15 protein-coding genes and 2 pseudogenes are annotated in these 23,164 nt (G+C 70.3%); all 17 read right to left on the bottom strand.

Translation table 11 applies throughout. The features are described from left to right. Positions 1-2: 2 nt before the first annotated feature. Positions 3-1,199: a cation diffusion facilitator family transporter gene (locus AC1VM9_RS10885; RefSeq protein WP_483122635.1), complete on the bottom strand. Its 1,197-nt coding sequence runs from the start codon at positions 1,197-1,199 to the stop codon at positions 3-5. A gap of 359 nt (positions 1,200-1,558) precedes the next feature. Continuing rightward, the gene (locus AC1VM9_RS10880) at positions 1,559-2,977 is read right to left on the bottom strand and encodes a peptide ligase PGM1-related protein (RefSeq protein WP_483122634.1); all 1,419 of its coding nucleotides are present in this window, start codon (positions 2,975-2,977) and stop codon (positions 1,559-1,561) included. A gap of 235 nt (positions 2,978-3,212) precedes the next feature. After that, positions 3,213-3,980 carry an adenylate/guanylate cyclase domain-containing protein gene (locus AC1VM9_RS10875; protein WP_483122633.1) on the bottom strand — a complete coding sequence of 256 codons (768 nt, stop codon included), beginning with the start codon at positions 3,978-3,980 and terminating at the stop codon, positions 3,213-3,215. A gap of 85 nt (positions 3,981-4,065) precedes the next feature. After that, positions 4,066-4,287 (bottom strand): annotated as a pseudogene (locus tag AC1VM9_RS10870) (response regulator); the annotation flags it as partial. 80 nt (positions 4,288-4,367) lie between these two features. Continuing rightward, positions 4,368-5,852, bottom strand: coding sequence for a response regulator (locus AC1VM9_RS10865; protein ID WP_483122632.1), 1,485 nt, complete (start codon positions 5,850-5,852; stop codon positions 4,368-4,370). Then, on the bottom strand, positions 5,849-7,834 hold the full coding sequence (locus tag AC1VM9_RS10860; RefSeq protein WP_483122631.1) for a GAF domain-containing sensor histidine kinase: 1,986 nt from the start codon (positions 7,832-7,834) through the stop codon (positions 5,849-5,851). The genes AC1VM9_RS10865 and AC1VM9_RS10860 overlap by 4 nt, the downstream gene beginning before the upstream one ends. Before the next feature lie 388 nt (positions 7,835-8,222). After that, a complete protein-coding gene (locus AC1VM9_RS10855) occupies positions 8,223-8,495 on the bottom strand; it encodes a polysaccharide deacetylase family protein (RefSeq protein WP_483122629.1) in 273 nt (90 codons plus the stop codon). 332 nt (positions 8,496-8,827) lie between these two features. Next, complete coding sequence (locus AC1VM9_RS10850) at positions 8,828-11,278, bottom strand: glycoside hydrolase family 32 protein (protein WP_483122628.1); 2,451 nt, start codon at positions 11,276-11,278, stop codon at positions 8,828-8,830. Between the two features lie 200 nt (positions 11,279-11,478). After that, positions 11,479-13,071, bottom strand: coding sequence for a glycoside hydrolase family 32 protein (locus tag AC1VM9_RS10845; RefSeq protein WP_483122627.1), 1,593 nt, complete (start codon positions 13,069-13,071; stop codon positions 11,479-11,481). A gap of 4 nt (positions 13,072-13,075) precedes the next feature. Further along, entirely contained in the window at positions 13,076-14,191 is a 1,116-nt protein-coding gene (locus AC1VM9_RS10840; protein WP_483122626.1) for an ATP-binding cassette domain-containing protein, read from the bottom strand. Then, the gene (locus AC1VM9_RS10835; protein ID WP_481346129.1) at positions 14,188-15,204 is read right to left on the bottom strand and encodes an ABC transporter ATP-binding protein; all 1,017 of its coding nucleotides are present in this window, start codon (positions 15,202-15,204) and stop codon (positions 14,188-14,190) included. Before AC1VM9_RS10835 ends, AC1VM9_RS10840 begins: the two co-directional genes overlap by 4 nt. Next, positions 15,201-16,253 (bottom strand): ABC transporter permease, encoded by a 1,053-nt coding sequence (locus AC1VM9_RS10830; protein ID WP_483122625.1) that lies wholly within the window; start codon positions 16,251-16,253, stop codon positions 15,201-15,203. The genes AC1VM9_RS10835 and AC1VM9_RS10830 overlap by 4 nt, the downstream gene beginning before the upstream one ends. A gap of 12 nt (positions 16,254-16,265) precedes the next feature. Then, positions 16,266-17,243, bottom strand: a complete 978-nt coding sequence (locus AC1VM9_RS10825; RefSeq protein ID WP_483122624.1) for an ABC transporter permease — start codon at positions 17,241-17,243, stop codon at positions 16,266-16,268. Between the two features lie 140 nt (positions 17,244-17,383). Further along, positions 17,384-19,057, bottom strand: a complete 1,674-nt coding sequence (locus AC1VM9_RS10820) for an ABC transporter substrate-binding protein (RefSeq protein WP_483122623.1) — start codon at positions 19,055-19,057, stop codon at positions 17,384-17,386. A gap of 61 nt (positions 19,058-19,118) precedes the next feature. After that, positions 19,119-20,168, bottom strand: coding sequence for a LacI family DNA-binding transcriptional regulator (locus tag AC1VM9_RS10815; protein ID WP_483122622.1), 1,050 nt, complete (start codon positions 20,166-20,168; stop codon positions 19,119-19,121). Positions 20,169-20,900: 732 nt separating this feature from the next. Next, entirely contained in the window at positions 20,901-22,097 is a 1,197-nt protein-coding gene (locus AC1VM9_RS10810) for a glycoside hydrolase family 3 C-terminal domain-containing protein (RefSeq protein WP_483123997.1), read from the bottom strand. A gap of 159 nt (positions 22,098-22,256) precedes the next feature. Continuing rightward, positions 22,257-23,089 (bottom strand): annotated as a pseudogene (locus tag AC1VM9_RS10805) (glycoside hydrolase family 3 protein); the annotation flags it as partial. Between the last annotated feature and the right edge of the window lie 75 nt (positions 23,090-23,164).

Here is a 23,164-nt window from a genome sequence, read left to right as displayed (position 1 = left end):
GTTCAGTCGTGGTGGCTGACCAGGGCGTGCGCGCGGTCGGCGTCGCGGGCCAGCGGCTCTGCGTGGATGGTGGCCGCGGTCAGGCGTCGCACACCGTGGACGAGGTCGTGCTCGACCTGGTGGCTCAGGTGGTGGGCGTCGATCAGCGACAGCGTCGAGTCCACGGTGACGCGGGCCTCGGCGAGCAGCTTGTGGCCGTGCCAGCGCAGCCGGATGTCGGTCACGTCGACCACACCCGGGGTGGCCCGGATGACCTGCTCGGCCTGGTCCACGAGGTGCGGATCGACGGCGTCCATCAGCCTGCGGTAGACCTCCCGGGCGGCGTCGCGCAGCACGAAGAGGATCGCGCCCGTGATGAGCACACCGATGACCGGGTCGGCGATCGGGAAGCCGAGCCAGGCGCCGCCGGCGCTGAAGACGACGGCGAGGCTGGTGAACCCGTCGGTGCGGGCGTGCAGCCCGTCGGCCACGAGGGCCGCGGACCCGATGCGTCGGCCGGTGCGGATCCGGTACTGCGCGACGACCTCGTTGCCGACGAACCCGACGACGCCGGCGATCGCCAGCACCGCCAGGTGCTTGACCTCGCCGGGGTTCATGAACCGCATGACCGCCTCGTAGCCGGCATATGCGGCGGACAGGGCGATGAGCGCGACCACGACGATCCCGGCCAGGTCCTCGGCGCGGCCGTAGCCGTAGGTGTAGGCGCGGGTTGCCGCCCGGCGCCCGACGATGAACGCGATGGCGAGCGGGACCGCGGTGAGGGCGTCGGCGTAGTTGTGCAGGGTGTCGCCGAGCAGCGCCACCGAGTTGGTGTAGAGCACGACGATCGTCTGGACCACGGCGGTCAGCAGCAACCCGACGAAGCTGATCTTCAGGCACCGCATGCCCTCGCGGCTGGTCTCGAGAGCGGAGTCGACCTTGTCGGCGCTGTCGTGCGAGTGCGGGACGAACAGCTCCTTGAGGAACCCGACGATCCCCCCGCGGTGCTCGTGTCCGTGCCCCTCGCCGTGGTCATGACCGTGTCCGTGGCCATGTCCGTGGCCATGTCCGTGGCCATGTCCGTGGCCAAGTCCCTTGTCGTGGCCGTGGCCACCATGGTCGTGGTGGCCACCGTCCTCGTGGGGATGGGGATGCGGGTGGGGGTGTGGGTGGGGGTGTGGGTGGGCTTGAGCGCGGTGCTCGCTCTGGGTACTGCTCATGGCTCCCTCTCTCCGTTCGCTGCTTCTCGCTCCTCGGCTCGTGGAAGCGCGACATCCCTTGCGGCGGTGCGCTTTCCGGCGATCCCCCGCGAGCGCCGGGGCGCCCGGGAGCCACCGGCGTGACGCCCTCCCTGTCGTGTTCCGCCGGTGCGCGCCGTTCGCCCTCCATGGGCCTCGAACGCTGCACGCGGGCCGGGACAGCTTCGCTCAGGACGAGGCTTTAGCTGCGAGTTTGCGTGTATGCGTAGATAGTAAGCATGCGCGAGTCCTACCGGCAACCCCCGCGCTACTGCCCGTCCCCGTCGACAGCCCGGGCGAGCCGCGCCGACACCGTCCGGATGTGCCTCGGGGGCCGGTGCTCAGGACGGCACCGAGGGCGGTACCAGCGCCGCACGGGCCTCGGCGAGCAACGCCGACTCCGCCCGGTCGAACAGGTCCTGGGCGGAGTCCGCCGTGTCGGCGATCGCCGTCATGCCGACCCGGCCGCACTCGGTGATCGAGCTGATCATGTGGAAGATGACGCCCGACTGCCGGGAGGCGTCGAAGTGCAGGCCGGACCGTGCGACGAGGTCGAAGAGGTCGGAGACGCGCAGTCCCATGAGTGCCGGGTCCTCGAGGTGGTCTGTGGCGACGAGATGGCGCTCCTCGCCGCCGGGGGTGCGGAAGACGCCCTCCTCCGCGACGTAGACGCCGTCGGTGAGGTACTGGAGGGTGAGGAAGGGGTGGGTCGTGCCGCCCTTGCGCAGGTTGATCTCGATGGAGTGGGCCTCCCACGCGTCACCGCGGCGCACGACGACGAAGTCGACGGCGAAGCGGCCCAGCACGCCCTTCTCGGCGAGCACCCGCCCGACCTTCTCGGCGTCACGGGTGATCGTCGTCGCGTAGGCGGGGTCGGCGGGGAAGCGGGCGCCGAGGTACACCTGCCCGCTCGGCCCGCCGAGGATCTGGTCGTGCGTCGAGAGGACCTCGAGCTCACCGGGCGGCGTCACCCGCATCTGCACGCTCGGGCTGCGCACCTCGTCGCCGACGACGCGCTCCTCGACGATGCCGCCCCGCTCCTCGAGCCGCCGCAGGTACGCCTCCTTCGGCGTCTCCTCGCTCTCGAGCCGCATGCCGCGCACGCGCTCGTCGACCGCCGCGCGGAGACCGGCCCCGTCGGCCTGCGGCAGGTCCCGCAGGTCGACGAGGGCGTTGCCCGACCCGGACGCGCCCTCGTTGAGCTTGACCATGGCCCACTCGGCCGCCGGCCGCGCGGCGTGCAGGTCGAGGACCGCGTCGACCAGGTCGTCCACGCCGTGGAGATCCTCGGCACCGAACGGGTGGGCGACACCGGCCCCCGCGAACACCCTCCGGCAGCCGGTCTTCGTGCCCAGGGGGTAGAGCCGCGGGTCGGCGGCATACATCGGGATGCCGAGCAGGAGGGCGAGGTCGCGTTCACGGGTCGTGCTGTTGTACGGCACGAGGTGCGAACGGCCGGGGTCGGGGATGAGCGAGCGCAGCTGCGCGACCACCCGCGGGCGGGTGAGCAGCTTGTCGGTGAGCGGCGTCGCTGACGAGTCGCCCACCGACACCAGCGTGAGGCGGGCACGGGCATGGCTGGGGATGACGCCGGGGAGCAGCGAGAGGTAGTACTCGACGATCTCCTCGCTGATCGGCATCGACGTCACGAAGACCATCCGCAGCCGCGGCTGGCGCAGGAGCAGCAGCATGAAGAGGAACCGCTCCTCCATGGCCTGGTTCATCGCACCCGCCGAGGGGCCGATCCGGTCCACGCTCATCGACGGCACGATCACGACCGACTCGAGGGGGTCGTCCTGGCGAAAGTGCCCCCAGATCCCGGGCAGCCGAGCCTGCAGGGTGTCGAAGAGCCGGTCCACCTCGTCCGGGGCGGAGCTCGGAGCGGCCTCGGAGACCCGGTGCCGGTCGTCCTGACGTCCGTCGTGCTGGTGTCGGTCGTGCTGGTGTCGGTCGTGCTGGTGTCGGTCGTGCTGGTGTCGGTCGTGCTGGTGTCGGTCACGGGTCCACGCCCTCCTCGGCGAGAGTCATCCCGAGGACCTCGTGGACCTCGAGCGGTCGGGCGAGACCGCGCAGCTGGAGCGGTCCGAGCGAGCGGGTCTCGAAGCGTCCGTCGAGCCCGGCGAGCACGCGCGGGCTGACGAGGATCTGCCGGGCGGCGGCCGATGCGCACAGCCGGGCCGCGACGTTGGTGACGGTGCCGATGGCCGCGTAGTCCCAGCGCCCTTCGAAGCCGACCCGGCCCAGGGTCGCGTAGCCCTGGGCGATGCCGACCCCGAAGCCGAGGTCGTGGCCGCGCCGCCGCCAGACGGCGGTCAGCTCGTCGACCCGGTCCCGCATGTCGAGGGCCATCCGCACCGCCCGTTCCGGGGCATCCGGGCACGGCGGTGGGTCGTTGAAGAACACCATGAGCCCGTCACCGGCGAAGTGCTCGAGCGTGCCCTCGTAGGCGAAGACGCGCTCGCCGAGCGCCGAGTGGTAGTCGCGCAGCACCGACATCGTCTCCTCGGGCTCGGCCGTCTCGGCGAAGGCGGTGAAGCCGCGCAGGTCGGTGAAGACCGTGGTGATGTCACGCCGGTGGCTCTCGAGGAACGACTCGTCGCCCGACTCGACAATGAGCCCGGCGATCTGCGGGGACAGGAAGCGACGCAGCCGCCCGAGCCGCTCGAGGTCGTCGACCTGCTCGGCCACACGCGACTCGAGCTCGGCGTTCCACTTCTCGAGGGCGGCCGACTGCTCGAGCACCGTGTCGTGCAGACGTTTCACGCGCGCGAGCGACCGCACTCGGGCCAAGCTCGGCCTGGTCGAAGGGCTTGGTGATGAAGTCGTCGGCGCCGACCTCGAGGGCGCGCAGCCGTTGCTGAACGCCGCTCGCCGTGACCATGACGACCGGAAGCAGCGACGTCCGCGGCTCGGCCTTGATCCGCGCGCAGGTCTCGTAGCCGTCGATGCCGGGCATGAGCACGTCGAGCAGGACGACGTCGAACTCCGCCTCGGCGAGGGCCGCGAGCGCCGCCGTGCCCGAGGGCTCCGAGCGGACGACGAAACCACGGGGCTCGAGCACGGCGTGCATGAGCTTGCGGTTCTCCTCGAGGTCGTCGACGACGAGCACCCGCACACCCTCGAGGGGTGCGACCGGGGCGGGCGCCGCCGTCACCGCTCCCCCGCCTCGTCGCGTCCGGGCAGGTGCCGACGGACCTGCGCAGGGAAGTCGCGGACGCTGATCGGCTTCTCGAGGTAGCCGGCGAAGCCTGACGTCAGGGCGCGTTCGCGGTCACGACGCATGGCGAACGCCGTCAGCGCGACGACCGGGATGTGCGCGGTGGGCGCGTGGCCGCGGAGCTGCTCGAGTGCGGCGAACCCGTCGATCCCGGGCAGCTGCAGGTCCATGAGGATGACGTCGGGCAGCGCGGAGCGCGCCTGCTCCACCCCTTCCTCACCGGTGGTCGCGACGACGACGGCGAAGCCCGCATACTCCAGCACGTCGCGCGCGAGCTTGAGGTTGCGCGGGTTGTCCTCGACGAGCAGGACGACGGGTGGCCGGGTCACGACTCCCCCTTGCATCCAGGAAGGTGCCGTCCCGCCGGTGCGGGGCGTCCGTCGAGGTCGGCCCGGTCGTTGTCGATCGTGTCGTCGCGCTGCTCGAACTCGGTCACCGAGTCCCCCCATCACGCCCGTGCGCTGCTCTGCGCCTGAAGGTCGAGACTCCCCACAGCAGTGTCCTCCCGAAGGGCGCACGGCATCCGGCGAATGCCCGGGTCGGGCACGATCGGGCAGCCGAGATCGGCCCGGACGGGCCGGACCCGCGTCACGAGTGGCCGCCTTCGGGCGTCGGCGTGCTGCCCTGCACACGCCCACACACCGCCGCCACCGCTGTCGTCGACGTCCACGTCGACGCCACGTCGACGTGGCGGCGGGCGGGTCAGACGCCGTCCCCCGGCCCGCCACGTCGTCCCCTGCCGGGCCTGCCGCGGCGACCTGGGCGAGCCGGTGGGCAAGGCTGGCCAGGTCGAGCCCGGCCTTCTCCGCGACGAAGGCGATGCGGCCCTCGAGGCGACGGCGGTCCTCCGGCGTGAGCGACTTCGCCGTCAGGACGACGATGGGCGGACCGCTGGGCGAGCCGTCGGCACGCAGCTCGTCGATGACCGCGAACCCGTCGACACCCGGCATGAGCAGGTCCATGATCACCACCGACGGCTTCACGGAATGCACGAGGTCTGCAGCCTCGAGGCCGCCGGAGCACGTGTGGACGGTCCAGCCGAGCGGCTCCAGGGTGCTGCGGACGAGCTTGAGCGCGAGCGGGTCGTCGTCGACCACGACGACGCTGCGCCCCTGCGGCAGGGTCCCTTCTTCAGCGGTGCTGGGAGTGTGCTGGAGGGCTCGCGCCATCGCGGCGAGCAGCAGCTCCCCACGCACCGGCTTGACGAGGTATTCCGTTGCGCCCAGGGCGAGTCCGCGACCACGCTCGGGCTCGACGCTGACGACGACGACGGGTACCGCCGCCGTGGTCGCGTCCGCCTTGAGGGCCTCGAGGACGTCCCACCCGGTCATGCCCGGGAGATGGATGTCGAGCACGACCGCCGCCGGCAGGAGACGGCGGACGGCCTCGAGGCCTGCCTCGCCGGTGCCGACGCTCACCGCGTGGAGCCCGGCGGTGCGCAGGTGCAGCTCGACGACTCGGCCGACCTCGGGTCGTCCTCGATGACGACGACCGTGGGTCCCGGCTCCGCGGGCTCGTCGACCATCCACCGCTCGCCGGGCGACTCGTCGTGCGGCTCGGCGTCCGGGCCCGCCTGCGGGATCCGCAGGCCGAAGGTGCTGCCCTGCCCGGGCGTGCTCTCCACCCACATCGTCCCGCCGTGCAGCTCGACGATCTGCTTGCTCAGCGTGAGCCCGAGACCCGTGCCCTCGGCCGTCGGCGCCGAGCGGCTGCCCTGCTGGAACGAGTCGAAGATGCGCGCCTGGTCCTCCGGCGCTATGCCGACGCCGGTGTCGGCGACGGTCACGACGAGCTCACTCCCCTCACGATGCCCGCGCACCCGAACCGACCCCCCGTCGGGCGTGAACTTGACGGCGTTGCTGAGCAGGTTGAGCAGCACCTGCTTGACCCGGAGCTCGTCGGCCGTCACGAGCCCAAGGCCCTCCCCGGCGTCGAGGGACAGGTGGATGCCGTGGAGCGCCGCGCGCTCGCGCACGAGGGACAGGGCCTGGCCGATGACGTCGACCACGGGGAATGTGGTGAGGTCGAGCTCCATCCGCCCGGCCTCGATCTTCGACAGGTCGAGGATGTCATTGAGCAGTGCGAGCAGGTGGTGGCCGGCGGCGTGGATGTCCCTGAGGTAGTCCTCCTGCCGCTCGTTGAGGTCGCCGAACATCTTCTCGAGCAGCACCTCGGAGAACCCGATGACGGCGTTGAGGGGCGTGCGCAGCTCGTGCGACATGCTCGCGAGGAACTCCGACTTGTGCTTGCTCGCCTCCGCGAGGTCGGCGCTCTTGAGCTCGAGCTCCTGGTAGAGGCGCGCGTTGGTCAGGGCGACCGCCGACTGGTTGGCGAAGGTGTCGAGCAGGTCGCACGTCTCTCCGCTGAACGAGCCGGTCCGCTTGCGCCGCACCACGAGCGCGCCCACGACCCGGTCCGGGCGCACGAGCGGGACAGCGACCAGCGACTTCCACCCGGATGCGTGGAGCACGGCGAGGTGCTCGTCGAGCTGGGCCTCGTCGAGGTCGGGGATCTGCAGGACGCGGCGGGTTCGAGCAGCCTTGCCCACCCACGTGCGGTCGATGTGGATCTCGGCGGCGCGCAGGGCAGCCACCGTGTCGTCGCCCGTGCCGTAGACGGTCCGAACCCTGAAGAGTCCGGTCGACTCGTCGTACTCCATGAGCGACCCGCCGTCGGTGTCGGACAGCTGGACCGCGTGCGACACGATCGTCGCGAGCATCTCGTCGGGCACGAGGCTCGAGCTGATCGCCGCCCCGACGTCGGCCAGGCCCTCCAGCTGCTCGACCTTGCGCGCCAGCTCGGCAGTCCTGCTCTCGAGGGCGGCGAAGAGGTCGACGTGGCGGAGCGCGAGAGCAGCCTGCTCGGCGAAGGTCGCCAGCACGCGTTCGTCGACGTCGTCGAAGGGTTCCACCCTGTTGCGCTGGACGTTGAGCGCGCCGACGACCTCGTCCCCGACGATGAGCGGCGCGCCGATCATCGAGCGGAACCCGGAGACCCGCTGGATGTCGGAGCGGTTGTACTCCGGGTCGGTGAGCGCGTCGGTGATGTAGTGGATCCGACGGTCGATCGTGACGCGCCCGACCAGCGTCCCCCGGTCGCGCGTGATGGGGTGCTCCTGCAGGAAGCGGCGGTGCTGCTCCGACATGCCGCTCTCGCGAGTGAGGACGTACGTCGCACCCTTGACGAGGTAGATCTGGGCGGTGGCCGCGTTGAGCAGCGTCCGCGCGTTCTCGACGACCGCGTCGAAGACGCTGTCCGGGTCGCCGGACGAGCTCGTCAGCACCTTCAGGATGTCGCTGGTCGCGCGGAACTGTTCCTTGACCTGGGTGAGACGACCTACCAGCGCCTGGCGCGACATCACCGCGACGCTGTCCTCGGACCCCTCTGCGAACCTGTTCATGCGCGGGCCCCTTGATCACTGGTGCCTCGATGCCCCTCCCCAGCAGTGTCCTCCCGCCCGGTCCCGTGCGTTCGAGAATGCCGCCGCTACGTCGCCGCACTCGCCACCGGCAGGTGAACGAGTGGGAGCCACGTCGCGGGGTATGTCACGCAGGTGAGCAGCACAGCCGGCCGGGGATCCAGCAGGCGCGCTGCCCGACATGGCACGACCACGCAGAGGAGGAGTGGTGGCTCGTACGAAGAAGCTCCCGTGGCTGTGCCGGATGGGCAGGCATGACTGGCAGGTCGTGGGCGGCAGCGACACCCTGCACGCCCAGCGCTGCCGGCGGTGCAAGCAATGGCAGACGGTGCGGGAAGAGGGATCTGAGGCCTAGCTCGGCATGGTCGCGTCAGCAGGCCATGAGCCCGATGACGTAGCCGCGAGCCCGCAGCTTCGGGATGAGGATGTCGACGGCGGCCACGGTCTGCGACCGGTCACCACCGCCGTCGTGTGCGTACTCCATCCGGTTCAGCTGCGGGGTGACCGCGCTGTTCGACAGCAGCGTGAGGTCCGGATGGCTCCACGTGTGGTTCCCGACGAGGTTGCCGTAGCTGCGCAGGGTGCGCCGGATCGACGGGTACGAGGCGACGTTCTGGCCGATCTCGAAGAACACGGCCCGCACGCCGGCGTGCGCTGGAAGGTCGCCGAACAAACGGGACCAGCGACGAATGAGACAAGAAGAGAGACGACGGCCGTTCGGCAACTCCCGACGGAAATGTCGCAGGGTCCGGCGGATCGACCCCGCGGCGACTCCGCCCGTGGAGACCAAGCCGCGGCTTGGCGGGTGCCACTCGAACGGCGGGCTCCGCGCCGGGGCCTCGCCTGTCGGATGTCGTGCGATCGAAGCAGACTCCCGGGCGAGGCCCCTGCGCGGAGCCGGATCCCTCGACTCGGCATCGGGCCGTTGAGGCGCTGAGCGAGCACTTCGAACCGGACCGCGGCGAGTTTCGCCACTCAGTTGATCGCCCGCGCCACCACCTTCGCGTCGACGGTGCCGCCTACCGCGTAGGCGGCGATGCCGTCGCTCGAGAGGTCGGGGAAGATGAGGTCGGTGATCGCGACCCGACCATCGCGGGTGAACACTTCGACCGAGGACCGGTCCACCAGGATCCGCAGCTTCAGCTGGCCGTCGACGAGCGGCACGGCGACATGCTGTGTCCGGTCGAAGACCGGACTGAAGGAGTCCTCACCCGAGGCGCTCCGGTCGACGTAGAGATGCCCGTTGGACCAGCCTATGCGGGTGCCCTGAGTTCGGCCCTTGCGGACCACGACACCGGCGTCGCTCGTCCCGTGCGGAGTGAGGGTGACGTCGAGGTCGAGGGCTGTCCCCCGCAGGCCGAGTGTCCGGCTGCCGGTGATCCCGTTGACGCTCTGGGTGGTTGCCCTGCCCAGGCTCTTGTTCAGCTCCACGACGGGCTTCTGCACCAGCGTCGGACGTCCGCCCACATCGGTGAGGGCCAGCTCTCTCGCAATCGACTGGCTACCGCGCCATGGTGAGGTGGGCGTGGAGTTGGCGTAGTCCCAGTTGCCGATCCACCCGATCTGCACCCGTCGGTCGCCGAGCAGGTTGTTGAAGGTCACCGCGGCGTAGTAGTCGGCGCCGTGGTCGATCCATCGCGTGCGCGCGGCGCTGTCGAGCGCCGGCGCGTCGGCCAGCATGGGCTGGTCGGCGTAGATGTGGCCCCAGCCGCCCGTGGCGTCGTCGATGAACTCCAGGTGCCCGGTCCGGCCCTGCAGCTGGGCGACGTCCCATGAGGTCCAGTCGAGCGAGGGGCTGTTGGTGCCGGTGGCGGATCGCACCACCTGCCCGTCGACGACGAGGTTGGCGGTGGTCTCCTGGCTCCAGGGTGCCGCTGCCGTGTCGGAGAACACGATGTGGTCGATCATGAGGTGGCCCCAGTCTGCGGTGCGCTGGTCGGTCACCTCGATGTAGGCGGTCTTGCCGCGCAGGGCACTGACGTCCCAGGCCCGCCAGTTGAGGTTGGGTGAGTTGTCCCCCGTCTCGGACCTAACGACCTGGCCGTCGACGACCAGGGACACCGCGGTCGGCTCCGGTCCGGACAGCGGGTGGTTGCCCCCGGCGACGAGCAGGTTGATGAAGTCGCGGCTGATCGTGAAGTCGGGCGAACGCACGGTGCCCACGGCGGGGTCGCAGCCGGCCCAGCAGGTGTCCAGCACACCGCGACCGACCCGGCCCGGCAGGTCGCTCCACGTGGTGTTCACCAGGTCGGTGAAGCTCCCGGTCCCGGTCCAGCCCGCCTGCAGCCCGTCGGCCTCGAAGTCGGCGAAGAGATCTCCCGCGGGCGGGGCCGTGGAGCCACCCTCGACGTGGGCGTAGTTCCCGCCGCCGACGAGCAGATTGAGGTACGGCTTGTCGATCTGGAAGTCCGGTGAGGTCAGGGTGCCTGTCTGGAAGTCCCCGTCGCCGTAGCTGTCGACGTACTTGTTGCCCATCGCGCCGAAGACGTCGGCGGGTGGCGTGTCGGGACCGTTGCCGAAGGCGGTCCCGGTCGTGGTCCAGCCCGGGTCCCACGTGTCGCCCTCGAAGTCGCTGATGACCTTTCCGGCAGGTGGCGTGTACGACGCGTCCGGGGAGGTGAAGGTCGAGCCGTCGAAGTCGCCGACGAAGTACTGCACCTTGCCTGAGACGCTCAGGGTGAGCACCCACTTTGTCGTGGTTGCCCCGGCCGCGTTCTTGTAGGGCAGGGGGAACAGGTCGGGGCACTCCCAGACGCCGCCCGTCGCTCCTGCGGGACCGAAGTCGCTCTCGTGCCGCCAGGTCTTGAGATCGGCGCTGGAGTAGATCCCGACCTTCCGTTCGACGGACTTGGCCACGACCATCACCCACCGGCCGGTCTTCTCGTTCCAGCTGACCTTGGGGTCACGGAAGTCGTGGGCGCCGATGTCGAGCACCGGGTTCCCTGCGTACTTGGTCCACGTCTCGCCGGCGTCGAGGCTGAACGCCAGCGCCTGACGCTGGAGACCGGTGTCCTTGTCGCGACTGGTGTAGATGGCCACCAGTGGCGGGTTGGTCGCGGTGCCGAACCCGGAGGTGTTGGCCCTGTCGAGCACGACGCTGCCCGACCAGACTTCCTCGTCGGCGTCCGCGGCGATCGCGACCCGGTGCTCGGTCCAGTGGACGAGATCCGTGCTGGTGGCGTGCCCCCAGGACCCGTTCCCGGCGGTGTTGCCCCACGGGTTGTGTTGGTAGAAGAGGTGGTAGACGCCCTTGTACTGGATGAGGCCGTTGGGGTCGTTCATGAAGTTGGCAGCCGGCGTGTAGTGATAGGTCGGCCGCCATTGACTGGTCTCGGTGGTGTTGGCAGGTGTGACCGCGGCGGCGGGCACAGCGACGGTCGTGGCGACAGCAGCCGCGAGCACGACGAGGAAGGGATGGCGTATCACGTGAGGATCCTTGACAACGTTGTCAGAGCCGGCCCCGAACGGGTCATGACGTGTGGTGAGTGGATTCAGGTGGGGACCCGCCGAACTGCACCGGATCCGGCCGGTTCGGAAGCTCCCTGAGGTGGTCGGCGAGGTGTCGCCGCTGCACCGGGCACGACAGTCGGTGTCCCCTGACGTGCGGGTCTGCTTGGGTTAGGCAGTCACGGCTCTGGCCACAGCGCTCGCGGGCCGTGCCAGATGTCGCGCATCTCCCAGCTCGACGAGCTGCGCAGCGTCGCCGAACCGGCGAGGAGCCTGAGGGAGCAGCCGACGGCGTCCGGTCGGGTCGGGTAGACGCGGGCGGTGAGGGCGCGGCCGTTGACGAAGACCTCGAGCGCCGAGTGGTCGACGAGCACCCGGACGTCGACCCGCCCGTCGTCGCCCACCGGCACAGTCCCGGCGCGGTCGGTCGCGTCGACGGACGCGTCGAGGCTGCTCCGCGATCGGTTGAGGCGTACGTTGCCGATCGTGGAACCCTCTGGGCCCCGGGCGATCTCGAGCAGAGTGGTCTCCTCGCCGTCATCGGTCTCACGTACGGCCAGGGCGATCGTCGAGTCCGGCGCCAGCGTCAGCGTGAACTCGACATCGAGCTGGTCGCCGCGTCCGAGGAGGGTCGCTTCGTCACGCGTCAGCTCGGTGACCTCGACCCGGTGCTCACGGCCGCGTAGCGACGCGACCTCCTCGACGGGTGAGAGGTGCAGTTCGCCGTCTTGTCCGAGAACGGCCTGGCGAGGCAACGACATGACACCCGACCATCCGCAGGCGATGGCGTCATCATCCGTGCGCCCCTCCTGGAGCCACCCGAAGAGGATGCGTCGTCCACGGTTGTCGGAGAAGCTCTGCGGGGCATAGAAGTAGCGACCGCCGAGGTCGAGACGGTGGACCGCCTCGGGCGTGAACGTGTCCCCGGTGTAGGCGCCGCTCAGGTAGAGCGGATGGTGGGTCACGCCCTCGTGCCAGGCCGAGAAGACGAGGACGTGGGAGGCCGGCGACGCCAGGTCCCGGTCTGCCGCGGCGTCAACGTGGGCGGTCGGTGGCTGGAAGAGGTCGACGCACTCCCACATGGTGCCCGCCCAGTCCGGGTCGCCCGGGGCCCCGATGGAGGCGTCGCCGACGACGAGGGGGCCGACGAAGGTCCAGTCGCGCAGGTCGCTCGACTCGTAGAGGAACGCCGCGCCGCCCCGGCCACGTACCCCGGAGCCGACGAGCTGGCGCCACACGTCACCCTCCTTCCAGACGCAGTGGTCGCGGAAAGCCGGCACGTCGTGACCAACCGGCGTGTCGTCGATCACCGGGTTGGCCGGCTCCTTGACCCAGGTGCGCAGATCCGGGGAACCCACTGCGACACAAGGCAGTTCGCGACCCTCACGCCTGCCCGAGTAGACGATCGTCGGCACACCGTCGTCGTCGACGAGGACGCCGCTCCAGCAACCGTCGCGGTCAGGACCCGTGTCGTCGGGCACGAGGGCCACCGGCTCGTCGGTCCACGTGACGAGGTCGCGGCTGGACGCATGCCCCCAGTGGATGCGATGGTGCACCGGCGCGTACGGGTTGTACTGGTAGAAGAGGTGGTACGTGCCGCCCCACTGGCACAGGCCGTTGGGGTCGTTGAGCCATCCCGCCGGTGCGACGAAGTGGAACCTCGGCCGGTGCGGGTCGGCCTCGGCGTCCGCGACGAGGTCGGGCTCGAGGCGGGTACCCCCGGCCGGAGCGGCGGTGTTGCGGTCGGGGCGCGGCAGGTCGGCGGTCGTCATGGGATCAGGTCCTCGGAGCTGTGGCGTGGGTCGTGGTCGGGCTGGTCTCCGCGCCGTCGCCGGCGGCCGACGCCGCCTCGGCGATGACGCGCGAGGCAATGGGCGAGGCGGGCGCGTAGCGGTGACAGCGGACCCAGTGCTCCCGACCGGCCTCTCGGGAGAGCCAGTGGTGCACGGGATTCACGTCACTGCAGGGGTTCTGGGAGTCCCCGCCGTGAGGACACGTCGTCGGGTGGAGCACCGCCTCGCGCAGTGCGCGGCGATCATCGGGGTCGAGCGCCGTCGCGCGGTGCGGGTCTGGAACGGCCGAGAGCAGGAGCCTCGTGTACGGGTGATCGGCTTCGTCCATGAGGGTGAGCGACTCCCCGCCCTCGACGAGCTCGCCGGCGAACATGACGTTCGTCGTGTCTGCGACGTAGCGCGCCGAGGCGAGGTCGTGAGTGATGTACAGCATGGCGATGCCACGCTCGTCGCGCAGCCGGCGGATGAGGTTGAGCAGTCCGACCCGCACCGACACGTCGAGCATCGACGTGGGTTCGTCAGCCAGGATGACGTCCGGCTCCGCGGCCAGTGCCCGCGCGACGCCGACGCGCTGGCGCTGACCTCCGGACAGCTCGTGGGGGTAGCGCTCGAGCAGTGCCGGGTCGAGCCCGACTGCATCCATCAGCTCGACGAGCCGCGCCCGGGTCTGCCGCGCCGACGTCGTGTGCCCGTGGATCTCGAGCGGCCGGCGCAGCACGTGCTCCACGCGGTGAGCCGGATTCAGCGAGCCGAACGGGTCCTGGAACACCATCTGCACCCGGCGCCGGTACGCCCGACTCGCCCGGCGCCGCTCGGTTCGCAGCACGTCCACCCCGTCGAGGACGACAGAGCCGGCGGTCGGCTGCTCCAGGCGGGCCAGGCACCGGGCAATCGTCGACTTGCCGCTGCCGGACTCCCCGACGAGCGCAACGATCGAGCCGCGCGGCAGGTCGAGGTCGATGCCGGCGACGGCTCGGACACGGTTGCGCGAGAAGAGGCCGCCGAGCCGGAACTCCTTGACCAGACCGCGGACCCGGACGACCGGCTCGGTGAGGGGGCCGGCGGTGGGGGCCGGCGGTGTCGGTGGGGCGACAGTCATCGGCCGGCTCCGTTCGTCGCTGCGACGCGTGGTGTCGTGGTGCTGGTCCCGGCGGGGCGCGTCGAGCCCGAGCGGGCGACCCAATGACCCGGCTCGACCTCACGCAGGTCGGGAATGCTTGTGGAGCAGTCGGACCGGTCGGGCGGGCACGTGACGTGGAAGCCGCACCCGTCGGAGGACCCACCCGCGCGCACGCGGTCCGCGAGTCCGACGAGCTCGACCCGCGGCCCGTGCAGAGGCGGGAACGCACTCATCAACGACTGCGTGTACGGGTGCTCTGGCTGGTCGAAGATGCGTCCGGCGGCCCCGAGCTCGACGACACGGCCGGCGTACATGACGGCGATCCGGTCGGACAGCTCGACCATGAGCGACATGTCGTGGGTGATGAAGAGGACCGAGAAGCCGCGCTCCCGTTGGAGTCGTTGGATCTGGGCCATGATCTCCTGCTGGACGACGACGTCCAGCGCGGTCGTGGGCTCGTCCATGACGAGGAGCTGGGGCCGCAGCGCCGACGCCATGGCGATGACCACCCGCTGGCGCATGCCGCCGGAGAGCTGGTGCGGGTACGAGCGCAGGCGGGAGGCGTCGATGCCGACGAGCTCGAGGAGCTCGGCGCTCTGCTTCCGGGCACCACGTCGCGTCGCGCCTTCGTGCGTCGTGAAGATGTCGCCGAGCTGCTCGCCGATCGTCAGCACCGGGTTGAGTGAGTTCATCGCGCTCTGGAAGACCATCGCCGCGCGGCGCCACCGGTAGCCGCGCAGGGCGGCCTCGTCCATCGCGAGCACATCCTCGCCCGCGAAGCGGATCGCGCCCGACGTGACGCGTGCCGGCTCCTTGAGCAGGCGCAGCACAGCCATGGCGATGGTCGACTTGCCGCACCCGGACTCGCCCGCGAGGCCGAAGACCTCGCCCTCACCGATCGCGAAGCTGACGTCGCGCACGGCGACGACGGGACGGGCACCGACGGCGTACTCCACGGTGAGGTGCTCGACCTCGAGCAGCGGCGCGCTCATCGAGTCACCTCCGCTGCAGCGACCGGGCGCGTCGCGGCGCGCGATGAGCGGGAGGAGCGAGACGCCGCCGTGCGCCGGCGGCCGCGCAGCCGCGGGTTGGTCACCTCGTCGACGCCGTAGTTGACGAGGGCGAGCGCGAAGGCGACGAGCGCGATGCTCAGTCCCGACGGGACGAAGGCCCACCACGCGCCCGACATGAGTGCGCCGTCATTGCTCGCCCAGTAGAGGTTCGTGCCCCAGCTGACGACCGAGCTGTCACCAAGGCCGAGGAACTCGAGCCCGGCCTGGGCGCCGATGCCGAAGATGACGCACGCGAGGAAGGTGCCCATGACGACGGACGCCATGTTGGGCAGGATCTCCCGGAACATGATCCGCCAGGCCCGCTCCCCCGAGACGATCGCGGCCGCGACGAAGTCCTTGCCGCGGATCGAGAGCGCCTGGGCTCGTAGCACCCGCGCGCTGCCGGCCCATCCGGTGACGACGAGGACGAGCACCACCGTCGCCGCACCCGGCGGGAGGAAGGCCGCGAGCACGACGAGCAGCGGCAGCCCTGGGAGCAGGAGGAAGACGTTGGTCACGAGGGACAGCACGTCGTCGACTACCGAGCCGAAGTAGGCCCCGGCCAGGCCGACCACGACCCCGATGAGCGTGGCGACCGTTCCGACGACGAAGCCGACGGCGAGCGAGCTGCGAGCGCCCCAGAGCGTCTGCGCCAGGACGTCCTGCCCCTTCGCGGTCGTGCCGAGCCAGTGGCTCGCACTCGGCGCCTCGGAGGCAAGGTCGCCGATCGCCGTCGGATCACCGGGGGCGAGCACCGGCGCGAGGAGAGCGAGAAGGGCGACCGCACCGAGAAGCGACAGGCCGACGACGGCCTTGGGGCTGCGGAACAGGCTCCCCAGGAGACCGCCGCGGGCGACGGTGGGGACCCACGAGCGGCGCGTCACGGACGGCGTCAGGCCGGGTTCGGGTGATCCAGCGCTGGGTGCACCCGGCGCGGTGAGGCCGGAGGCGCCGGCGGGAGCCAGCGCAGGGTCGGTGACGGAGGGCATGGTCTGCTCCTCTCAGGAGACCCGCACGCGCGGGTCGAGACGGACGTAGACGAGGTCGACGAGGAAGTTCGCGATGAGCACGGCAGCCGTGATCGTCAGGAAGATCCCCTGCATGAGCGGGAAGTCGAGCGCCTGCACCGAGGCGAGCAGCTGGTAGCCGACGCCCGGGTAGGCGAAGACGACCTCGGTGAGCAGGGCGCCGCCGACGACGAAGCCGAGCGACATGCCGAAGGAGGTGACGCTGGGCAGGAGCGCGTTTCGGGCGGCGTAGCGGACCATGATCCGTCCGCGCCGCAGCCCTTTGGCCTCGGCCATGGTGATGTAGTCCTCCGAGGCCGTCGCGATCATCGCGTTGCGCATCCCGAGCAGCCAGCCGCCGACCGAGACGAGCACGATCGTGAGCGCCGGCAGCACGAGGTGGGTGGCCACGTTGGCCGCGAACGGCGCCGACCACTCCGGCACGACACCGACGTCGAAGGCGTGCCGGAGCGGGAACCAACCCAAGGTCACGCCGAAGAGGTAGAGCGCCCCCATCGCGAGCCAGAAGTACGGGAACGAGCCGATGAACACGAGCACCGGCGGCAGGGCCGAGTCGAGGAAGCCGCCGCGACGCCAGGCCACGACAGCGCCGAGCACCGTGCCCAGGACCGCCGCGATGACCAGGGAGGTGAGTCCGAGCAACATCGTCCAACCGATCTGCGACGAGATGACCTCCGACACCGGGGTCGGGAAGCGCGAGATCGACACGCCCATCTCGCCGCGGAAGATGCTGGCGACGTACGAGACGTACTGCTCGACGACGGGACGCTGGTCGAGGCCGAAGAGGCGGCGCAGCTGCTCGACCTGGTCCGGCTCGAGCCGCGCCCCGGACTGGGTGAGCATCCGTGAGACGGGGTCACCGGGCATGAGGCGCGGCAGCATGAAGTTGAGGGTGATCGAGACCCAGAAGGCGATGGCGTAGAAGCCGAGTCGGCGCAGGAGATAACGCATACCGTCGTCAGCCCCCTTTCGAGAAGGTGGGTTCGGCCCGGGGGTGTGCCGGCGTATGCCGGGTGGCCGGGTCGGGCGGGTGGTGGTCGCGGGGGCCAGCCAGGTTGGCCCGGCCCCCGCGACGTCGTGTGCCGGTGCGCTCAGGCGCGCGGCTTCACGGTGGTGAGCACGAGCACCGCCGTGTTGCCACGGGTGAGCAGCGTCGCGTACGGGTTGTCCTGGGTCGGGAAGCCGGTGAAGCGGGCGTCGTTGTAGAGGCCCCACTCGGGCCCGCTGAAGAGCGGCACGACCGGCGCTTCGGCGTCGAAGGTCCGCTGCAGCTCGGCGGCGGCCTTCTTCTGGGCTGCCTCGTCGCTCGTTGCTGCCAGCGCGTCGAGGGCCTTGTCGGCGGCGGGGTCCCCGAAGCGGTGGTAGTTCTCGGAGGCCTTCTCGCCGGCCTTCTTCACCGTCGCGGTCGACATGACGCCGCGGTAGTACTGGTACGGCGTCGGTCCGCCGTTGCTCCAGACGATGCCGGTGTCGAAGCTGCCGTCCTCGTAGCCGGCGACGACGACCGCCCAGTCCTTGCTGTCCACGCGTGCCTTGACCCCGACGGCGGCGAGGTTCTGCGCGATGACGTTGGCGACCGAGAGCCAGTCGGACGAGGCGCTACCCACAGAGATGCGCATCTCCCAGGGCTTGCCGTCGGCGAGAGTGCGGAACCCGTCGCCACCCTTTCGCAGGCCGGCCGCGTCGAGGGCCGCGTTGGCAGCGGCGACGTCGAGCTTCGTCCACGTGCACGCGCCCGCGACCGACTCGTCGCGCCACGTGTCGTAGCCACCGGAGAGACCCGTGCAGTCAGCCGCTTGGGCGTAGCCGCTCATGCCGACCTTGACCACCTGGTCGCGGTTGACGGCCATGGACAGCGCCTTGCGCACCCGGACGTCGTTGTAGGGCGCCTTGGTCGTGTTGAGCTGCCAGTGGATGGTCGACCCGACCGGCGGGAACCAGTAGTGCCGGTGCACTGGGTCCTTGGCGACGAACGTCTTCTCGATGTTCGGCACGAACTGGTCGGCCCAGTCGGTCTCGCCGTTCGTCGTGGCGAGGTTGGCGGGGTCGTTGCCGGCGAAGGCGAGCATCCGGATGCCGGGGATGTGCTGCTTGCCGGGCTGCCAGTAGTTCGGGTTCTTCGACAGGTCGAACGACTGTGGCGTGAACGCGGCGACGGTCGTGTAGGGACCGCTGCCGACTGGCGTCGGGTTGGTCTCCTTGGCCGGGTCCTTGACCTTCTCCCACACGTGCTTGGGCACGATGACCTGCTGGCCGAGCTCGTAGAGCGCGGGCGAGAACGGCTTGGAGAGCGTGAACTGCACGGTGTGCTCGTCGGCCGCCGTGGCGTTCGCGAGGTAGTCGAAGCCGCCCATGACCTTCTTCTGGAGCGAGAAGGTGTAGGCGACGTCCTCGGCTGTGAGCGGCTGCCCGTCGGACCACTTGGCGGCCGGGTTGAGGTGGAAGGTGACGGTGCGACCGTCCTTCGACGTCTCCCAGGTCTGCGCGAGCCATGGCACGGCCTCGCCCTTGACGGGGTTGTAGATGAACATCCGCTCGTAGATCGCCTGCTGCGTCATGGGCAGCGCATTCGGCGAGAACGGGTTGAAGTTGCGTGTGAAGGTGCCCATGTCCTCACGTGGGATGGTGAGCAGGGCTCCCTTCGTCGCAGCGCCGGCGGCGTTGCCGGAGGCATTGCCGGCGGTGCAGGCGCCGAGCGCGACGGAGGCCGCGGTGGTCACGGCGAGGGCGAGCGCAGCCCGCCTCGAGACGGCTGACCGTGCCATATGATTCCTTCTCTCTGGTTGTGGCTGTCTGGCCTTGCTGGAGACACGTCATCGGTCCGATTCACGGTCGGACCGATGACCTTTCGAGCAGCGGGCAGTCGATCGTCACCACGGTGTCGATCGGCTGCCCGTCTGCCTTGCCCTTGTCGCCGCCGGCTGCGATCAGCGAGCCGAGCAGCGACACGGCCGTGCGGCCCATCTCCTCGAAGGGAAGGGCGACGGTGGTCAGGGCGGGCCGCAGGTACGCGGCGATCAGCACTTGGTTGTCGAAGCCGACAACCGCGATGTCCTCGGGGATGCTCAGCCCGCGCTCGCGGACCGCGTCGTAGGCGCCCATGGCCATGCGGTCGTTGCCGCAGAAGAGGGCCGTGGGGCGATCGGGAAGGTCCAGCAGCCGTCCGGCCGCTTCGTAGCCGCTGTCGGCGGTCGCGTGCCCGGAGACGACGAGGTCGGGGTCTGGGTCGATACCCGCATCGCTGAGAGCCTGACGGTAGCCCTCGAGCCGACCCACCGCGGCCGGGATGCCGGGGTCGAGGTTGATGAATCCGATGCGCTCGTGGCCGGCGTCCAGCAGTCGCTCGGTGGCGCGTCGACCGCCACCGACCTCGTCGGGCACGACCGACGGGAAGCGACCCTCGGCGTCGAAGCAGTTGACGAGCACGGTCGGCACCTCGCGGGCGGCCTCGGGCACCTGGACGGGACGGTGCCAGGTCGCGGCGTAGAGCAGTCCTTCGATGCGCTGCTCGAGCAGCTTCTCGACTGCTGCCTCCGCCATGTCGGCGCGATCCTCGCTCGAGGCGATGAGCAGGAACTTGCGCTCCTCCCACGCTCGCTCCTGTGCGCCCTTGATGACGTCGACGGCGAAAGGCGCCGTGACGATCTCGGTGATGAGGCCGAAGAGGCCAGTGCGCTGGGCGGCGAGGGCCCGGGCGCCGGCATTGGGCCGGTAGCCGAGGTCGCGGACGGCGTCCAGGATGCGGTCGCGCGTCTCCGGGGAGACGCTCGTGTCGTTGCGGCCCGCCAGAACGAAGGAGACGGCGGTGCGCGAGACACCGGCGCAGCGCGCGACGTCGCTCATCGTCACGTTGCGGCTCTTGCCCGATGCGCGCATGGTCTCCCTCGACCCTCGTCCTAGCTACTGCTGCCACCTACTAACGCGGGTTAGATAGCTTCGCGGGGCCGAGGTTACGCGCGTTACCTCGGGCCTGTCAACGGCCAACCCGAACTCGGCATGCTGGCTGGTGCCGTCGCCTGACCGCGACGGACCCGAGGTCGCAGAACAGGGCAGGTTGGGCGCTGAGCCGCTCGTGGCCGGCCCCACGGGAGCGCAGTCCTGCGGCTGGACGCATCCATCCCCACTCGCTCCGGCTCCTCCCAAATCCCGCGGCGTCCGATAAACGAAGCAGGACCCCGACGAAGAAGCGTGTCGGGGTCCTGCTTCGTCTGGCGGTGGCGGTGGGATTTGAACCCACGGTGGGGTTACCCCCACACACGCTTTCGAGGTCTGTACCTGCGCATTCGGGGCGGTTCTCCGGGCAACGCGCGGCCCCCGACGAGCCCAGTGCGGACGGTGCCGAACGCGGGCGATGACGCCCGAATGAGACTAGGAATGAGACCAGGGCCACCGACTGCTGACAACGGGGCGGCGACTGCATCCTTCCCACCCTGGCGACGGCAGGTGTTGATCGGGTTCCTACGGTGCACCGTCGGGTTGAGGTCGTTCCCGTTGATGTGGTTCGTCTCGACCAGAGCGGCGAGAGCCCACGCCGCGCGACCGTCCTCGGTCGCAATCACAGCGTCGAGGTGCCGCCGGTCGTTGAACCCTCGCCAGCGGCAGGAAATGTCACGGCTCGCACAGGGTGAAACGGGCGCGAAGCAGGTCGGCGGTGCGCGAGCTGTGGCCGACGAGCAGCTCGAACGCTCCGGGCTCGACGATGCGGCGCCCTTCGGCGTCGACCATGGAGCATGCCGCGGCCGGGATCGCCAGCCGGACCCGCGCACTGTCGCCGGGCGCGACCGTGACCTGCCGCCAGGCTTTGAGCTCCTGCTTCGCCCATGTGGCGCTCGTGACCAGGTCGCTGATGTAGGCCTGGACGGTCTCCAGCGCCGGCCGGGCGCCGGTGTTGGAGACGGTCACCTCGGCGCGCACCACACCGTCCAATGCCACGACGTCGTCGAGGACGACGAGATCGGTGTACTCGATCGCGCTGTAGGACAGGCCCTCTCCGAAGACGAACAGTGGTTCCTGGGTCAGGTCGGCGTAACGCTCACCATGCTGGCCCCGCACCTGGTTGTAGTAGACGGGCTGCTGTCCGACATGCCGTGGCACTGACAGGGGCAGGCGCCCCGACGGCTCGATCAGACCGAGTACGAGCTCGGCCACCGCCTGACCTCCTCTCATCCCTGGGTTGAACGCCTCGATCAGCGCTGCCGCCGCCAGCGCGGCGTCGGGCACTACTGAGGGCTTGCCGTGGACCAGCACCACGACGACGGGTGTTCCGGTGGCGACGAGCGCCTCGAGCAGGGCGACCTGTCCGCCCTGCAGATCGAGGGTCGCGGTGGAGCAGCCCTCACCCGTCAACGCGACGGTGTCCCCGACAACAGCGACGACGTAGTCAGCGGTGCGCGCGACGCCCACCGCCTCCGCGATCAGCGCGTCGTCGACTGGCGCGGACGTGAACACGGGCGGACGCGGTTGACCGTCGGGATACTGCGGCCCTTGCGGGTCTGGTACCAGGCGTTCGATGTCGGCGCCGCGGGCGTAGGTGACCGTCCACCCGTCGGGAACGGCTGAGCGGAACCCGTCGAGCACCGTCGTGACGGTCTCCCGGGGGTGCCCGTCCGGCATCCAGTCCACCTGACCGGACGCGCCGGCCCAGTCGCCCAGCATGGCCTGCGGGTCGTCGGCGTTGGGGCCGACGACCGCGATCGTGCGGACCTGACCTTTGGCGAGGGCGCGCCCGCGGTCGCCCCCAGTGACCCCTCCGTCGAGGGGCAACACGCCGTCGTTGCGCAGCAGCACCAGCGAACGGCGGGCCATCTCGAGATTGAGCTCGGCATGCTCGCGGCACCCGATCACGGCCCGCTGTCGGTCGGGGTCGGGTGCACGCGGGTCCTCGAACAGGCCGAGCTCGAACTTCAGCCGCAGGATGCGGCGTACGGCGTCGTCGATCTCCTTCTCTCCGAGCAGGCCTCGGCGAACCGCTTCCTGGGCGCCTTCGAAGAAGCTCGGAGTCGTCATCACCAGGTCGTTTCCCGCGCGTACGGCGACCGTTGCTGCTTCAACGTCGTCGGCGCAGACCCGCTGCTCCCACACCATCCGACCCACGTTGTCCCAGTCGGTGACGAGCATGCCGGTGAACCCCCACTCGTCCTTGAGGACGTCGTTCAGCAGCCACCTGTTCGCGGTGACCGGGACCCCGTCGATGGCCTGGTAGCCGAGCATGAACGTGCGGCAGCCCTCGCGGGCGGCCCGCTCGAACGGCGGCAGGAACCATGAGCGCAGCTTGCGACGGCTCAGGTCCGCCTCGCTGGCGTCGCGTCCGCCCTGCGTCTCCGAGTAGCCCGCGAAGTGCTTGGCGCAGGCCAGGACTGCTGTCGGGTCTTCCAGCCCAGCTCCCTGGTAGCCACGGACCATCGCGGCACCCAGCTCCCCGATGAGCAGCGGGTCCTCCCCGAAGGTCTCGTTCACGCGGCCCCATCGCAGGTCGCGGGTGATGCACAGCACCGGCGAGAAGGTCCAGTGGATGCCCGTCGCTGCGACTTCCACCGCGGTGGCGCGGGCCATGCGCTCGACGACTCGGCGTCCCAGGAGCAGGCCATCCCCAGCTGCGTGGGGAAGATCGTGGCACCGGGCCAGAACGAGTGGCCGTGGATGCAGTCGTCAGCGGTGAGCAGTGGTATGCCCAGCCTGGTGGCTGCCGCCAGCTCGATTGCGGCATGCATGCGCTCGGGCGAGGCGTGCAAGATCGACCCAGCCAGCTTGTTCGCCACGACGTCGTGCAGGTCGTCCCGGGCGTCGAGCTGCAGCATCTGCCCGATCTTCTCCCGCAGCGTCATACGGGCGAGCAGATCCTCGAGGCGTTCCTCGAGCGGTCTCGAGGCGTC

It is taken from the genome of Monashia sp. HAY1-11D (assembly GCF_056868035.1).
Note: the sequence above shows the minus strand (reverse complement) of the source record. Positions and strands in the feature narration are given on the sequence as shown.